17 protein-coding genes are annotated in these 15396 nt (G+C 69.8%); 13 read left to right on the top strand and 4 right to left on the bottom strand.

Annotation, left to right across the window (positions count from 1 at the left end):
- The first annotated feature begins 6 nt into the window (after positions 1 to 6).
- The 3 genes from CCZ36_RS09265 (at position 7) to ppdK (ending at position 5019) form a co-directional block, all read left to right on the top strand.
- Complete coding sequence (locus CCZ36_RS09265) at positions 7 to 1263, top strand: ABC transporter ATP-binding protein (protein ID WP_237302615.1); 1257 nt, start codon at positions 7 to 9, stop codon at positions 1261 to 1263.
- Complete coding sequence (locus CCZ36_RS09260; protein ID WP_237302614.1) at positions 1260 to 1916, top strand: HAD family hydrolase; 657 nt, start codon at positions 1260 to 1262, stop codon at positions 1914 to 1916. Before CCZ36_RS09265 ends, CCZ36_RS09260 begins: the two co-directional genes overlap by 4 nt.
- A gap of 391 nt (positions 1917 to 2307) precedes the next feature.
- Positions 2308 to 5019 carry a pyruvate, phosphate dikinase gene (gene ppdK / locus CCZ36_RS09255; protein WP_069736600.1) on the top strand — a complete coding sequence of 904 codons (2712 nt, stop codon included), beginning with the start codon at positions 2308 to 2310 and terminating at the stop codon, positions 5017 to 5019.
- Positions 5020 to 5317: 298 nt separating this feature from the next.
- Here the strand turns inward: ppdK and CCZ36_RS09250 are convergent, their stop codons facing one another.
- Complete coding sequence (locus tag CCZ36_RS09250; protein WP_128817437.1) at positions 5318 to 5560, bottom strand: helix-turn-helix domain-containing protein; 243 nt, start codon at positions 5558 to 5560, stop codon at positions 5318 to 5320.
- Between the two features lie 202 nt (positions 5561 to 5762).
- On the opposite strand from CCZ36_RS09250, the gene CCZ36_RS09245 reads away from it, so the two are divergent.
- The 10 genes from CCZ36_RS09245 (at position 5763) to CCZ36_RS09200 (ending at position 12362) form a co-directional block, all read left to right on the top strand.
- Entirely contained in the window at positions 5763 to 6560 is a 798-nt protein-coding gene (locus tag CCZ36_RS09245) for a DUF6907 domain-containing protein (RefSeq protein ID WP_128817436.1), read from the top strand.
- Positions 6557 to 6973: a DUF6907 domain-containing protein gene (locus CCZ36_RS09240; protein ID WP_128817435.1), complete on the top strand. Its 417-nt coding sequence runs from the start codon at positions 6557 to 6559 to the stop codon at positions 6971 to 6973. Before CCZ36_RS09245 ends, CCZ36_RS09240 begins: the two co-directional genes overlap by 4 nt.
- Positions 6970 to 7188: a hypothetical protein gene (locus CCZ36_RS09235; RefSeq protein ID WP_128817434.1), complete on the top strand. Its 219-nt coding sequence runs from the start codon at positions 6970 to 6972 to the stop codon at positions 7186 to 7188. The genes CCZ36_RS09240 and CCZ36_RS09235 overlap by 4 nt, the downstream gene beginning before the upstream one ends.
- Complete coding sequence (locus tag CCZ36_RS09230) at positions 7188 to 8243, top strand: conjugal transfer protein (RefSeq protein ID WP_128817433.1); 1056 nt, start codon at positions 7188 to 7190, stop codon at positions 8241 to 8243. Before CCZ36_RS09235 ends, CCZ36_RS09230 begins: the two co-directional genes overlap by 1 nt.
- Positions 8240 to 8545 carry a hypothetical protein gene (locus tag CCZ36_RS09225; protein WP_128817432.1) on the top strand — a complete coding sequence of 102 codons (306 nt, stop codon included), beginning with the start codon at positions 8240 to 8242 and terminating at the stop codon, positions 8543 to 8545. The genes CCZ36_RS09230 and CCZ36_RS09225 overlap by 4 nt, the downstream gene beginning before the upstream one ends.
- Positions 8546 to 8625: 80 nt before the next feature.
- Positions 8626 to 8832 (top strand): hypothetical protein, encoded by a 207-nt coding sequence (locus CCZ36_RS09220; protein WP_128817431.1) that lies wholly within the window; start codon positions 8626 to 8628, stop codon positions 8830 to 8832.
- A gap of 16 nt (positions 8833 to 8848) precedes the next feature.
- Positions 8849 to 9172: a hypothetical protein gene (locus CCZ36_RS09215; protein ID WP_128817430.1), complete on the top strand. Its 324-nt coding sequence runs from the start codon at positions 8849 to 8851 to the stop codon at positions 9170 to 9172.
- Positions 9173 to 9258: 86 nt separating this feature from the next.
- Positions 9259 to 11400, top strand: coding sequence for a cell division protein FtsK (locus tag CCZ36_RS09210; RefSeq protein WP_128817429.1), 2142 nt, complete (start codon positions 9259 to 9261; stop codon positions 11398 to 11400).
- Positions 11401 to 11587: 187 nt separating this feature from the next.
- Positions 11588 to 12184, top strand: coding sequence for a DUF5753 domain-containing protein (locus CCZ36_RS09205; protein WP_128817428.1), 597 nt, complete (start codon positions 11588 to 11590; stop codon positions 12182 to 12184).
- Entirely contained in the window at positions 12177 to 12362 is a 186-nt protein-coding gene (locus CCZ36_RS09200; RefSeq protein ID WP_128817427.1) for a DUF397 domain-containing protein, read from the top strand. Before CCZ36_RS09205 ends, CCZ36_RS09200 begins: the two co-directional genes overlap by 8 nt.
- 668 nt (positions 12363 to 13030) lie before the next feature.
- Here CCZ36_RS09200 and CCZ36_RS35625 read toward each other — a convergent pair.
- From CCZ36_RS35625 to CCZ36_RS09185, 3 genes are all read right to left on the bottom strand, one after another.
- Positions 13031 to 13468 (bottom strand): hypothetical protein, encoded by a 438-nt coding sequence (locus tag CCZ36_RS35625; protein WP_237302613.1) that lies wholly within the window; start codon positions 13466 to 13468, stop codon positions 13031 to 13033.
- A gap of 260 nt (positions 13469 to 13728) precedes the next feature.
- Positions 13729 to 14562: a hypothetical protein gene (locus tag CCZ36_RS09190; protein WP_128817425.1), complete on the bottom strand. Its 834-nt coding sequence runs from the start codon at positions 14560 to 14562 to the stop codon at positions 13729 to 13731.
- Positions 14562 to 15233, bottom strand: coding sequence for a hypothetical protein (locus CCZ36_RS09185; protein ID WP_128817424.1), 672 nt, complete (start codon positions 15231 to 15233; stop codon positions 14562 to 14564). The genes CCZ36_RS09190 and CCZ36_RS09185 overlap by 1 nt, the downstream gene beginning before the upstream one ends.
- Positions 15234 to 15396: the final 163 nt, after the last annotated feature.

The raw sequence follows: 15396 nt of genomic DNA, 5'->3' as shown, positions 1-15396 counted from the left end.
CCGCCCATGTCAGCCCTGCCCGTCCCGCCCACCGCGGCCGGCCGTCGCCCCGACGCGCCCCGGACCGCCGGGTCAGCGCCCTCCGCCGCCGGAGCCCGGGTCGAGTTCCGCTCGCTGCGCCGCGCGTTCGGCCCGACCGTGGCCCTCGACGGGCTCGACCTCACCGTCGAACCCGGCGAACTGCTCGCCCTCCTCGGCCCCTCCGGCTGCGGCAAGACCACCGCGCTGCGGGTGCTCGCCGGGTTCGAGCAGCCGGACTCCGGCGAGGTCCTGGTCGACGGCGAGGACATCACCCGCGTCCCCGCGAACCGGCGCGACGCCGGAATGGTCTTCCAGTCCTACAGCCTCTTCCCGCACCTGAACGCCCGCGACAACGTGGCCTTCGGGCCGCGCGTACGGAAGGTGTCCGCCGCCGAGCGGCACGCCACCGCCGCCGAACTCCTCGACCTGGTCGGGCTGCCCGACCACGGCGGCCGCTTCCCGCACCAGATGTCCGGCGGCCAGCAGCAGCGCGTCGCCCTGGCCCGCGCGCTCGCCCTGCGCCCCCGGGTGCTGCTGTTGGACGAGCCGCTCTCGGCACTCGATGCCAAGGTCCGGCTCACTCTCCGGGAGGAGATCCGCCGCCTTCAGCTCTCGCTCGGGATCACCACCATCTTCGTCACCCACGACCAGGAGGAGGCGCTCTCCATGGCCGACCGGGTCGCCGTCCTCAACGCGGGCCGCCTGGAGCAGTGCGCACCCCCGGCCGAGCTGTACGAACGCCCCGCCACCGCGTTCGTCGCCGAGTTCGTCGGCACCATGAACCGGCTGCCGGGCCGGCTGACCGGCACCGGTTCGGTCGAGGTCGCCGGCCGCACCCTGCCGGTTCTGCCGGCCGACGGCGAGGTCCCGGGCGGCAGCGGGCCCGTCGAGGTCCTGATCCGGCCCGAGGGCGTCCGCGTCGAGGCCGATCCCGAGGGCACGGCCACCGTCGTCTCCGCCTCGTTCCTCGGTTCGGTCACCCGGGTCCTGCTCGACCTCCCGGGCGGCGTCGCGGTCAAGGCCGACCTGGCGTCCCGGGACGCCGCCGACCTGCTGCCCGGCGTACGGGCCCGGGTCACGCCCGTACCGCGCCCGGTGCTGGTGGTCCCGGCGGGGCCGGCCCGTCCGGCGGGACCTGCCGGTTCTGCCGGACCCCCCGCCTCCGTGGGTTCCGCCGCACCCGCCGCGCCCGCCGCCGTCCGTGCGACGGACGAGCCGGCCGGGAAGGCGGCGACGGCATGAGCGCGCCCGCGCCCGCAGCCGTGCTGTTCGACATGGACGGCACCCTCGTCGACACCGAGGTCCTCTGGTGGGAGACGGCCCACGAGGTCGCCGCCGGACTCGGCCACCGGCTCACCGACGCGGACGCCCCCGAAGTCGTCGGCCGGGCCGTCGCGGACACCGCCGCTCATCTGATCGCGGTGACGGGCGGGACGGCGGACGAGCTGCCGGCCGTCGCCGCCGAGCTCACCGGCTCCTTTCACCGGAAGGTCGACGCGGGCGCCCCGCTGCGCCCCGGGGCCGCCGCCCTGTTGGCCTCGCTGGAGCGGCACCGGGTGCCGTTCGCCCTGGTCAGCGCCTCCCCCCGGAGCGTGGTGGACGCGGTGGTGACGGGGGCGCTGGCCAAGGCGCCCTTCGCGTTCACGCTCTCGGCCGACGACACCGTACGGACCAAGCCGCATCCCGACCCGTACATGGCGGCGGCGACCCGGTTCGGGGTCCCCGCCTCGGCCTGCGTCGCCGTCGAGGACTCCCCGGACGGCACCGCGTCCGCGCACGCCGCGGGGTGTGCCGTGCTGGTGGTGCCCTCGCTGCTGCCGGTCGATCCCGCGCGGGGAGGACCTTCGCCCGTAGCCTGGAAGAGGTGGATCTCGGGGTGCTCAGCGACTGCCTGAGGCGTCCCGAGGCGTCCGGATCCTGAAATCCGGGGTCCGAACGGAGCGTGATTCACGCCACCCTTGATCGGGGTTGCGCTCAGATGAGCGGAAAATGGATGACTGCACTTCTGGAAGACGTGGCACTCAGTGCCACCCTCGCGCCTTCGAGAAATGGACTCACCTGCTCCGCGTCTCGCTCAAATGAGCGGCTACGGTCAAGTTTCGGCCATGTCGCCTTCAGGAGGTGAAGGCAAGGATTCCTGCGCTCCGGCCGGGCGACCCTTTCGATCTGCTGGCGGACGGGTGGTTGCGGCCGCATGACGACCAAGTGGACGTACCCATACACCTTCGATCTGGGTATGTTCCTCGCCGTCAGGGCAGCCACCGCGTCCTCGAGGAGTCGAGACCCGTGTCGGAAAACAAAGATCCCCAGAAGTTCGTCTACGACTTCACCGAGGGCAACAAGGATCTGAAGGATCTTCTGGGCGGCAAGGGCGCCAACCTCGCCGAGATGACCAACCTCGGGTTGCCCGTCCCTCCGGGCTTCACGATCACCACCGAGGCGTGCAAGGTCTACCTGGAGAGCGGTGACGCGCCGACCGCGCTGCGCGACGAGGTGAGTGCGCACCTCAAGGCGCTGGAAGAGCGCATGGGCAAGCAGCTCGGCCAGGCCGACGACCCGCTGCTGGTCTCCGTCCGCTCCGGCGCCAAGTTCTCCATGCCGGGCATGATGGACACGGTCCTGAACATCGGTCTCTCCGACGCCTCGGTGGCCGGTCTCGCCACCCAGTCCGGCGACGAGCGCTTCGCCTGGGACTCCTACCGCCGCCTCATCCAGATGTTCGGCAAGACCGTCCTCGGGGTCGACGGCGAGCTCTTCGAGGAGGCTCTGGAGGCCGCCAAGCACGCGAAGAAGGTCACGGTCGACACCGACCTCGCCGCGGCCGACCTGAAGAAGCTGGTCAAGCAGTTCAAGAAGATCGTCGAGTCCGAGGCCGGACGCGAGTTCCCGCAGGACGCGCGCGAGCAGATGGACCTCGCCATAAACGCGGTCTTCGACTCGTGGAACACCGACCGGGCCAAGCTCTACCGCCGCCAGGAGCGCATCCCCGGCGACCTCGGCACGGCCGTCAACGTCTGCTCGATGGTCTTCGGCAACCTGGGCCCCGACTCCGGTACGGGCGTCGCCTTCACCCGCGACCCGGCCAGCGGCCACCAGGGCGTCTACGGCGACTACCTGCAGAACGCCCAGGGCGAGGACGTCGTCGCCGGTATCCGCAACACGGTGCCGCTCGCCGATCTGGAGTCGATCGACAAGAAGTCGTACGACCAGCTCATGCAGATCATGGAGACCCTGGAGAACCACTACAAGGATCTCTGCGACATCGAGTTCACCATCGAGCGCGGCCAGCTCTGGATGCTCCAGACCCGGGTCGGCAAGCGCACCGCCGGCGCCGCCTTCCGCATCGCCACCCAGCTCGTGGACCAGGGGCTGATCGACGAGGCCGAGGCCCTCCAGCGGGTCAACGGCGCCCAGCTCGCCCAGCTGATGTTCCCGCGCTTCGACATCGAGGCGAAGACCGAGCTGCTCGGCCGGGGCATCGCCGCCTCGCCCGGCGCCGCCGTGGGCAAGGCCGTCTTCGACTCGTACACCGCGATCAAGTGGTCCCGCTCCGGCGAGAAGGTCATCCTGATCCGCCGCGAGACCAACCCCGACGACCTCGAAGGCATGATCGCGGCCGAGGGCATCCTCACCTCGCGCGGCGGCAAGACCTCGCACGCCGCCGTCGTGGCGCGCGGCATGGGCAAGACCTGTGTCTGCGGCGCCGAGGACCTGGAGGTCGACACCAAGCGCCGCCGGATGACGGTCGGCGGCATCGTCATCGAGGAGGGCGACCTCGTCTCGATCGACGGCTCCACCGGCAAGGTCTACCGGGGCGAGGTACCCGTCGTACCGTCCCCGGTCGTCGAGTACTTCGAGGGCCGCATGCACGCAGGGGCCGACGACGCCGACGAGCTGGTCGCCGCCGTGCACCGGATCATGGCGTACGCGGACCGGGTGCGCCGGCTGCGCGTACGGGCCAACGCCGACAACGCCGAGGACGCCCTGCGGGCCCGCCGCTTCGGCGCCCAGGGCATCGGCCTGTGCCGCACCGAGCACATGTTCCTCGGTGAGCGCCGCGAGATGGTCGAGAAGCTGATCCTGGCGGACACCGACGAGGAGCGCGAGACCGCGCTCGCCGCTCTCCTCCCGCTCCAGAAGGCCGACTTCATCGAGCTGTTCGAATCGATGGACGGACTGCCCGTCACGGTCCGCCTCCTGGACCCGCCGCTGCACGAGTTCCTGCCCGACATCACCGAGCTGTCGGTGCGCGTCGCGCTCGCGGAGTCCCGCAAGGACGCCAACGAGAACGACCTGCGCCTCCTCCAGGCCGTGCACAAGCTGCACGAGCAGAACCCGATGCTGGGCCTGCGCGGCGTGCGCCTCGGCCTGGTCATCCCCGGTCTGTTCGCCATGCAGGTCCGGGCCATCGCCGAAGCCGCCGCCCACCGCAAGAACGCCAAGGGCGACCCGCGCGCCGAGATCATGATCCCGCTCGTCGGCACGGTCCAGGAGCTGGAGATCGTCCGCGAGGAGGCCGACCGGGTCATCGAGGAGGTCCAGGCCGCCACCGGCACCGACCTCAAGCTGACCATCGGCACCATGATCGAGCTGCCGCGCGCCGCGCTGACGGCCGGCCAGATCGCCGAGGCCGCGCAGTTCTTCTCCTTCGGCACGAACGACCTGACCCAGACGGTGTGGGGCTTCTCCCGCGACGACGTGGAGGCCTCGTTCTTCACCGCGTACCTGGAGAAGGGCATCTTCGGGGTCTCCCCGTTCGAGACGATCGACAAGGACGGCGTCGGCTCGCTGGTCCGCAGCGCCGTCGAGGCCGGCCGGGCCACCCGCCCGGACCTCAAGCTCGGCGTCTGCGGCGAGCACGGCGGCGACCCGGAGTCGGTGCACTTCTTCCACGAGGTGGGCCTGGACTACGTGTCCTGCTCGCCCTTCCGCATCCCGGTCGCCCGTCTCGAGGCCGGCCGGGCCGCAGCCGAGTCCCGGGGCAGTGACAGCCGCTGACCCGGACTCCCGGTCCGAGGTGCACGAACACCCCGGACCTCAGGGGCAGGGCTGCACGAACAGCCCTGCCCACCGACCAAGGCCGCCGAGCGGCCTGCCCCTCCGGGACCGCCCCGGAAGCCGAGCCCGGCCCTCACCGGGCGCACCGGCCCGGCGGCGGCCCCGGAGCACCGAGAAGCGGCGGCACCCTGTGCGGGGGTGCCGCCGCTTCGTGCATGACCTGCCTGATTGTGTCAAATAGCGCTCTGACCTGCGTAAATGCCCCTAGTCGTGCCCGATTGGGACCGATCAAGCCCGGTCATACTGTGCCCTCGTTGTGCCCTGCCGGTGCGACGGGGGCACTGTCACGCTCTGCTTCGGCCTTGACGATCCGTCGCACCTGCTGGCGGGTGTATCCCGTCGCCTCGCAGATGTCCTTCTGGGGCACGTCGTCGGCTGCAGCCTGCCGGATCGCTGCTGCCAGCTCTACGCGCAGGATCTCGGTCCTGGTCTCCGACTCTCTGAACCGGCCGGCCAGGTGCTCAAGGGATCGCTTGTCCATGACACTCAGTGTTCCATTAGCACTCATGGAACATGACGTTACTCGCGCTGCGCAGAGATTCATAGGTCAGTGGACGTTGACAAGGGAACACGATGTTCCCTACGGTGTTGCCACGACCTTCCGCAGAACGCGGAACGGCCCAACCCGGCGTTACGAGCGCCGAGAAGGGCCTAGGTCCCGCTCCTGACTAGAGGAGAAGACCATGCAGACCACGGTACCTGCCACCTTCAAGAACTCCGGTGCCCCCGTCGCCCCGCCGGCCGCCGAACCCCAGCTTCCGACCTGCGTCGACTGCGGCAGCAGCACGGGAACCCTCAAGCCCAACGGCGACCGCTACCCGTCCGGCGCCCAGAAGTTCGTCTGCGCCGTTGGCTGCACCTCCACCCCCGACGAGCTGTACGCCCTCTGGCAGGGCATGACGATCGGGGAGACCGCGGCCACCCCCCTCCCCAAGCTGCTGACCCTCCTCGGGGTCATCGTCGAGGAGGTCGAGCCCGAGGAACTGCCGATCGGGATCTACGCCACGTTCCACGGCCAGATCGGGGACGCCGACATCAAGCTGTCGCGGTCGCTGCCGCAGGTTGAGCGTGAGCCGATCGTCCGGGAGTTCCTGAACACCATCACCCCCGACCCCGCGACCCGCACCAAGGGGCCGCACCGGTACCGCGTCACCAAGCAGATCACCGGCACCATCGAGTGCTACGACTGGTGCAGCGAGCCGCACCACGAGCACACCGGCAACATCGAGAACATCGTTCACCAGAGCTCCCGCATCACGCTGGAGCTGCCGACCGAGAACGGCCCGATGGCGTTGCTGTACGCGCACATCGCGGTCGACCCGTTCGCGGTGGACGTGGTGCAGCGGGAGCCGCACATCGTCATCGACGACGAGCAGTCGCTGTACTTCCTGCCGCTGATGCAGTCGGTGGAGCTCGCGGACGAGGTGTCCGAGTTCGCTGTCGCCCTCCGCAACATGGCGGCGAAGGCGGCCGGCCGATGAGCGCCGACCGCCCCACGGTGGCCCCGGAGCCCCGCAGGAACGCGGACGGCACCGTCACCATCACCACCCTGGACGCCGGTGACGTCCGGATCGCCTGCCCGTCGTGGTGCTTCGTCGAGCACGGGTACACCGTGCCGCCGGCGAAGGTGCAGATCACCCACCGCAGCGAACCCGTCTGGGCGCTGGCCGACACCCCGGAGCACGGACCGACCAGCCTGGTGGAGGTGTCCCTGGTCCAGTGGCCGTACAGCGACCGTGACGCCGTGTTCCTCGGTGTCGAGACGGATGACGGCTTCCTGGAGGTCGGCCCGACCGGTGCACGTCGGATCGCCGCCGCCCTCCGGGTACAGGCCGCCCACATCGACGCGATGGCCGACCAGCTGGTCGCCCTCCGGGCCGGTGAGGGTCAGTGAGCAGCAAGTGGCCGATTCCCCGGCCGACGGAGAACGCGGCCCTGCGGTCCCTGGACCGCGCGTCGCTGGACCTTCCGGCCTTCCCCGCCATGTTCGCCGGTCTCCTCACCGCCACGGCGGTGGGGGACCGGCGGGGCGTCAACCTCCTCGGTCACCTCATCGCCCGTGTCGGCGGAGAGGTCACCCGATTCGATGATCAGGAAGAGGGGCAGTGATGAGCACCACCACGCAGCCCAAGCTGACCTGGGGGCAGGTGGCCATCCTTGTTGCGGCCTCCATCCCCATGGTCGCGGTCGGTGTCGCCGGCGGTGTCGGCACGTACACCAACATTTCCGGGAAGTACGGGTCCGGGACCGCGGTCGGTGCCCTGGCCGCCGGTGAGGGCGCAACCGCCGTCGCCGCCCTGGTCCTGCTGGTGACGACGATGCTCGGCCAGTCGTCACCCGTCATCGTCCGGGCCGCTCTGTGGCTGCTGCCCGCGTCGGCAGCTGTCATGGGGGCCACCGCCGCCAAGACCACGGGTGAGGCCATCGTCTACAGCCTCACCCCCCTGGCGATCACGGCGAGCGCGGAGGGTCTGGCGTTCCTGTCCCGCCGGGTCGTCGTGTATCGCACCGGGGTCGACATGGAGGTGCAGCGCCGCAACGCAGAGACGGTGCAGCAGCTGGCCTACCACCGGGCGCGGGCGGCGAACCACCCCAGCGACCGGGCCCGTAAGAGTTCGGAGCGGAAGTCGTGGCGCCTGGCGAAGCGGGTGGGTGTCGGTGACACGGAGCTCGGTGGCCAGCTGGTGCAGGTGCAGCGTGACCGGCTCACCGATGGGGCTAATGCGGCCCTGCTGGACATGCTCTCGGTGGACACCCCGCAGCTTGCCATCGAGACACGGGTTGAGCGGGTCGAGGTGCCCACCAGCACCCCCGACGAGGTGACCGGCACCCCCACTCCGGAGCTCGAACCGGCACCCGCCGCCCCGGCGGTGAAGCCGCTGGTCATCTGCGGTGACCGCCGGGTGTGGCACCTGGAGACACCCGACGTCGAAGAGGACGACGAGGTGACCGCCGACAGCGACGAGAGGTTGCCTGCCGAGGCCGCCGCGAATGTCATCCGGGCGGGGTTCGTTCTGGGCACCTCCGTGTCCGAGACGGCCCGCCAGGCCACCCGCAGCACCTCATGGGTGAAGAAGGTGTTCGCCCGTCTCGAAGAGGAGGCCCGCACTGCTGAGCAGGCCGAGCCCCCGGTGCGGTTGCTCCGGCCGGCGGTGTCGGAATGAGCGACTTCCAGAAGGCCAAGCAGGATGCGGTCGACGCCGCGGCGAACAGTGACCAGCTCGCACAGATTGTCGCCCTGCTCCAGGCGCAGCAGCTCGTCCCGCAGCAGCCGCCGACGCCCACGCCCGTCGCACCCCAGAGCAGTGGTGGGGCCGCGAAGTGGATCGGGATCGGGGTAGGCGGATCCATCTTCCTGATCACCGTGGCCCTGTCCGCTGTCGCCGTGGCCATCAGCGCGGCCGCCCTGACGGTCTGCCTCCTCGTCCTCCGCAGCATCTGGCAGGACGTCCGCAAGGGCCGCTGACGGCTGCCCGATCCGCCCGGAGTGTGACCGGGCGGTGAGGGGAGCCGGACAGCCCGGCATCCACCACGGAAGGACCCGCCATGAGCGACCAGAAGACCCCGCAGGAGATCGGCACCCACGCCCTGACCAAGGCCGTCGAGTACGCCGGCAAGGCCGACCGGCTCGCCAGCAGCAGCTTCACCAGCGCCTCGCAGAACTCCGAGCACATCGCGATCTACGGCGGACTCGCCACCGTGTACGCCGACATCGCCAAGGCCGCCGCCGCCCTCACCGCCGACACCGTCTGACCAGGAAGGAAACCCCATGTACTCGTACACCCGAGCCGAGTCCCGCGAACGCGGGCGGCTGTTCCGCAAGGGCTTCCGCCAGGCCCTCGCCGACAACGTCGACCCGCAGCTGCGGCAGCGCATCGACCGCATCGACAAGTCCGCCGCCGAGCGCGGCGAGCGGGAGCTCAACGCCCTGTACGACACCCGCGGCAACGACCGGCAGGCCGTCGCACAGGCCAAGGCCGCCGTGCGCACCGCGTCCCGTGAGGAGAAGGCCGCGGCCCGACAGGCGCTGCGGGACGCCGAACAGCAGCTCAAGCGGTCCGAGCGGGCCGTGAACAAGGCCGAGCGCTTCTAGCTACACCACGGGGCGGCCGCCAATCCGCCAAGACAACCGGCCGCCCCGTGCCACCCGCCACTCAGCAGAGAGCAGGAGACCCCATCATGTCGGAAACGATCCCCCGCCCGATCAACGGGCACACCCTCACCAAGCTGCACCCCATCCCGCCCGAGACCCTCGGTGCGGAGCCCGCGGCCCTGGTCGAAGAGGCGGACGTCGTCGAGGCGGTTGACCGCCCGGACAACCCGTTGGCCGACTGGCTGACCGTGCCCGACGCCCCCGTCCTCCCGGCGTGGGCCCGGTCGGCGGCCTCCATCAAGGCGAACGTCACGGCGTTCGTCCGGCTGTCGTGGTGGCAGGCCCGGTACCACGGCATCCGCACCCCCAAGTACCTCGTGAAGACGCTCCTGCTCGCCGCCCGCGGCTTCTACCGGGCCACCGTGGGACTCTGGCCGACCCTGTCCGCGCAGGACCACAGCGCCACCGTGAAAGCGCTCCGCGCGCAGGTGAAGGCCAAGCCCGAGGATGTCGACCTGGCGCTGCGGTTGCAGATGGCCCATGCGGAGCGCACCCGGACCAGGCGCTGGCGATTCGGCGCGGCCGCGGTCGGTGTCGCCGCCGCCACCATCGGCATCATGCTTGCCGACCCGCTGGTGCAGACCGGTATGGCCACCGCCGTGGTCACCCCGCTCGCCTACCTCGGCCGGGGCAAGACCACGCAGCTCCTGGACCAGGGGGCGCCGCCGCTGCGGGTGGACATGTCCGCGCAGCAGCTCAACGACGCGTTGCGTGCCGCCGGCCTCCTGAAAAGCGGCCGGGGCGACGAGGACGGGCCGCGGGTCACGTGCACGATGGGCCCGGTTCGTGACGGCCGTGGCTGGGCGGTGATCTTCGACCTTCCCCGGGGGGGCGGGAAGACCGCGTCCGACGTGTTGGCGAAGCGGGAAGTCATCGCGCAGGAACTCGGGGTCGATGAGATTCAGGTCATCATGTCCCGCGTCCGCGCGGCCAAGGGCGGCAACGCCGGCCGAGTGTCCATGTGGGTGGCCGACGACGACCCGTACCTCGGTGCGCCGAACCCCTCCCCGCTCGCCAAGGCCGAGACGTTCTCCATCTGGGACCCGATCCCGTTCGGGCAGGACGCCCGCGGCAACCGCATCGAAGTGCCGGTCATGTGGCAGTCGATGTTCTTCGGCGGGCTGCCCCGGCGCGGGAAGACGTTCACGCAGCGCCTCATGACCGCGGCCGGGCTGCTCGACGCCTACGTGCGGCACTACATCGCGGACGGCAAAGGCGGCGCCGACTGGATGCCGATGCGGGCCGTCGCGCACCGACTCGTCATGGGCGCCGAGGACGACGCGATCGAGGCGCTGAAAGCGATGCTGACCGAGCTCCTCATCGAGATGGAACGACGGTTCGCGATCCTGCGGGAGCTCCCCACCAGCATCTGCCCCGAGGGCAAGCTCACCCCGGAGTTGATGCGGCTGAAGAACATGCCGGTCATCTTCGTGACGATCGACGAGCTACAGGAATACTTCACCGCGATGGAGAAGGAGGACCGGGAGCAGGTCATCAACGACCTGTGCCGCATCGCCCGCCGCGGCCCGGCCGCCGGATTCGTATGCAACTTCGCTTCCCAGCGCCCGGATGCTGAGTCCGTCCCGACGAAGCTGCGGGAGATCATCACCCTGCGGTACTCGACACAGGTGGTCGACAAGGCCAGCAGCGACATGGTTCTCGGGAAGGGCAAGGCAGCCCAAGGGGCCGACGCCTCCGTCCTGTCCGAGGACCATGTCGGTACGGGTGTGCTGGTCACGGGGCCCGCGTCCTACGTCACCGTGCGGGCCGACTACCTCGACGGCCCCGGGTTCGCGAAGCTGTGCGCTGCGGGCCGCGCGCTGCGGCAGGCCGCCGGCCAGCTGACAGGGGACGCGGTCGGCGATGTGACCGCCGCTGCGGACGCGGCCGGGTTCAAGCTCGCCCCGATCCTGTCCGACGTCCTGGAGGTGATGCGGCACGCCCCGCGCATGTTCACCGACGACCTCCTCGCCGGACTCGTCAACATCGACGAGGACACCTACGGCGACTTCAACGCGGAGCGCCTGGCCGCCGAGCTCGAAGCGGCCGGAGTGAAGCGCATCAGCAAGCAAGTCAAGATCGGCGGGAAGTCTCTCGCCGGTTACCAGAAGCGCGACATCGAGGCCGCCGTGCCCGCCGAGATCCTCCTCGACCCCAACGCGAAGTAGAGGGGGACCCCTCTACCCGCCCCCCGGAACGGCCCCCGCAACCGACGCTCCCTGTGCCTCTGTGAGGGGCCGGAAGGTAGCGGGGGCCCTTTACCCGGGTCATGGGGGCGGTAGAGGGCTGTGACCTGCAAGGTAACGCCGGTAGAGGGGTGTTGGATCACCCCCGGACAATCCACCTGGAGACCTGTTGAAGACCACCGAGCCCACCTCGTTGGACGAGCACCTTGACCGGCTGCTCGCCCTCGAAGAGTCGGCGGACCACATCCACGGATGGCACCCCACCCTCATGCCGGGGATGCTCCAGACCGCCGACTACGCCCGCGCCGCCATCACCACCGCAGCGCCCGCCCTGCCCCCTCACGACGTCGAGAAGCGGGCCACCGGCCGAACCGTGCGCATCGACACCCTGGGGCGCGCAGCGGGCCGCACAGCCCGATTCGTCATCGGGGAGAGCGTCCTCACTCAGCCTGTCGGCGGGCCGGCCACCCTCGCCGCACAGCTCGACCACCTCATGACGCTCCTCGCCCTGCGCCCCACCCTCGAAGTGCGGGTCCTGCCCCGAGGGGAGGGGCACCCGGGGCTCGCCGGGGCGTTCACCGTCTACCGGTCGCGCCCGGGGCGCAGCGTCCTCGTGGAGAACCTGGCAGGCACGACGGTCATCAACCGCCCGGAAAGCGCCCTGTCGTTCATCCACGCCAGCGACAATGTGGGGGAACGGGCGGCAAGCCCGGTGGACTCGCTTCGGATGATCGAAGCCGCGAGAAGGCGACTTACCCATGCGTGACGACGAACTGACCTGGCAGCTGTCCAGCTACACGGATTCGGCGGCGTGCGTCGAGGTTGCTCGCCCGGCCGGCGAAGTCCTGGTGCGGGACTCCAAGCGGCGCACCGGGCCCCGCATCAGCGTGGAGCCGGCCGCGTTCGCCGACCTGGTCGACTGGGCCAAGAGCCACCAGGTGTGACCGGCAAGCTGGATAACATCCAGCTTGGTCAGAACCTCGTGTATAACATCAACGAAGTTCAGCGCCCCTGTCCCGCCATCACCGGCCGGGCAGGGGCGCTTTCGTATGTCTGGGCACAGCCACAACCACGGGCATAGCGGGAGGCGGGAGACCACCGCGGCCCGGCACCCCGTCCACCGCTATGCCCGTCCAACGTCACCACGAAAGGGCCCGCGCCGGCTGCTCCGGCGCGGGCCCTGAAGGAAGGTCAAACAGGTACAACGCGGACCAGGGGAAGGATCCCCGTGGTCACCGTCCCCCGACCGGAGACGTGTACAGGCTCCGTTCGGCTACGAGTCTGGGGAATTTGGATCTTGGCTAGTAGGTCTTGATTCGCCGCCCCCGACGCTCCGACGGGATATCGGACTGAGGCCGCTTAGGGGCCCCGCCAATCGCCGGAAGCAGCCCCGTGTACGGGATCGGATCCGGCAACGGACGTTCCGGCGGCAACAGCACCGGCTGCCCTGACAGCCAGGCATCCTTAGCAATCTGCCAATCCATGGTGGCCAGGTACCACTCGACGTAGGACGGATCGGGGTGATCGGCCGGGGCCGGCGGTCGCCAATCTCGCCAGTCAAACCGGGCCAGGCACTCAGGCATCTGCGCTTCGCTCCGGCTTCTCCGGCGACTCACGACGCATCACCCCGGAAGGCCTGCCGGTAGTCCTGCATCGACGCCGGCTCCGAGTAGGCGCGGCCCCCATGCCAGCGAGTCAGCGCAGCGGTACGCCCCCTCTCCGACGACGTCGACCGCTCCCCGCTCTCCTCGCCCGGCCTGGTCGCCCCCAGCTGTCGCAAGATCCGCGACAGCGCCAAGCGGTGCCCCCGGATCTCCCGGATCAGCGGGTTCGCGACCGGCTGCCCGCGTGAACCCTTCGACAACAGCTCGCCCGCGTTCAGGGCCGCGGTCATCGTGTCGATCTCATCCGCCAGACAGCACGCTTCCTCAAGCAACAGCAGCTCGTCAGGGTCGTGCTCAAGGTCAGCAGTGACGTCCTGCCACAGCTTCAGCCCCCGCTCTCCGAGCCCGTCAGGGGGCGGTTGCGGGGTGTTCTCGTCGTCAGTCACGGTCTGCCTCCCTGGTAAATCCAACGTTCCTGCGTCGCATCGGTTGGCGAGAGCTATACGCCCCGATCCCTGAGAGATCCCGGGGGGCGGGGTCATAGCCCAGGGTGTTCGTCCTGGTTTGTGTTGCGGTCCGGTCTGCCGCGAGCAGACCGGACCGCGGGTCGGCGCTGGTGATCGTCATGGCGGTAACCCGTTCACCATGGGTTCGCAGCAGGATTCGTCCTACTGCTGCGATGCCGTTGACGCCGACGTTCATGGGGTCACGCAGCCCTGAGTACCTGGTCGACCGCTGCCTCTGCTGCTCTGCGTGTGTGCGCTTCACCCTTGGCTGCTACCGCGTCGTACCAGCGCTGCATGGCTGCTGCCCTGTCCTGTACCTCACCTGGTGTGGCGAGCAGCAGCGTCACGTGCTCGGAGCGTGCGAGGTGGAGCCATCGGCTGACTGGCTGGCTCTTGAGGTCTCGCCAGATGCGGAGGTCTGGGCCGATGCCGTCGCGCAGCTGGTTGTCGAGGACTGCGTCACGCGTGGGTTCGGGGAGCTTGGCTACGGCGTACAGCTGGTTGTCCTTGCCCCCGTCGTGGCCGGCGACCCGTGCCATGTCCTGCCTGTCACGCACGAGCTGGTCGAGTTGGTGTGCTGCTGACTCGGCCTTCTCCCATGCTGCGCTGATCTTCGGGTCGTTCCAGTCGAGGGCGCTGACCCGCAGATCCTGGGGCAGCTTCTTCGCCTGCTGGGTGAGCGCCTTCACCAGGTTGTTGAACTCGGGCTGGAGACTGACGATCCACCCGTCGACAACTGAGCGCACGGCCTGGTTGTAGGCGGTGGTCAGCGGCTGCCGGTAGTCGGATGCCACAGCCCGGATGGACTCGGCCCGCCGCTTGGCTGCGGCCTGGTCCTCGATGAGCTGCCGCAGTTCCTCCGGCGTGCTGGGCATGTCGGTGACGGTGGGCCGCTCGGGGGCCGGTTCGTGCCCGGCGTTGACGATGACCTCGTACATGTCGGCTGCGGCGTCGACTTCCGGGGGGACGGGAAGGCCGCGCCGGCGGGCGGCCTTCACCGCCAGTTCGGCGTCACGGGTGTCGGTTCCGAACATCAGGCGACCTCCGGCCCTTCTTCGGCGGCCCGGGTGATCTCGTGGTCCTTCATGCCTTCGAGGACACCGGGGAGCGGCGGGGCGTACTGCATGGCGGTCTCCATGCGCCACTGCAGGTTGTCGGTGTCGGGCATCTGCATCAGCTCGATGAGCGGCTGCATGTAGGCGTTGTTGGAGCCGTCCGCGTTCCAGGTGTCGACGACGTCGTGCCACCCGTTCTCGAAGGCCTTCGCGGCGATGGCCCGTGCGAGGTGGGTGTCGCCGTCGAACTGGGCGTTGCGGATCGCTTCGGTGGCTTCGTGGTGGTCCTGGATGCCTGCGGCCTGCTGCCGGGCCTGGCGCCGGGCCATGGCGGTCATGGGGTCGGCGGCGTTGTCGGAGCCGAACGCCTTCCGGGCCAGGGCCTGCTTGTGCTGCCGGACCATGTCGACGTGCTGTTCGAGGAGCTGCTGTGTGGTAGCGCGGGCCGGCTTGTAGACGCGGGCCGCGGCGGACCGCTTCGCTTCCAGGGTGAGTTCCTGGCGCTGGCCGATGCGGTCGATCTGCTGCTGGGCGTTCTGCCGGACCTGTTCGGCTTTGGCCCGGTGGGCGTCCATCTGCTTCTGGAAGTCGGTGGTGTTCTGTTCGTCGGTGCGCTGGAACCGGCGCTGGAACTCTGCGGGGCTGGTCATGGTCAGGCTCCTTAACTGATTGTGATCGTGTCGAGGTTGGGTGAGAAGTTCCGGCCCTCTGTTGGGCCCAAGTGCGTACCCCCCTCGGGAGAGGGGATGGAACGGCGCTTGACCTGCCGATTTGCAAGATCGCTAGGGGGTACGCGGGGTTGCGTACCCCCTA

Origin of the sequence: Streptomyces sp. S063 (assembly GCF_002832675.1) — a bacterium.
GTDB lineage: Bacteria > Actinomycetota > Actinomycetes > Streptomycetales > Streptomycetaceae > Streptomyces > Streptomyces sindenensis.
The sequence above is the reverse complement of the archived record's forward strand: the minus strand, read 5'-3'. Positions and strand labels throughout refer to the sequence as shown.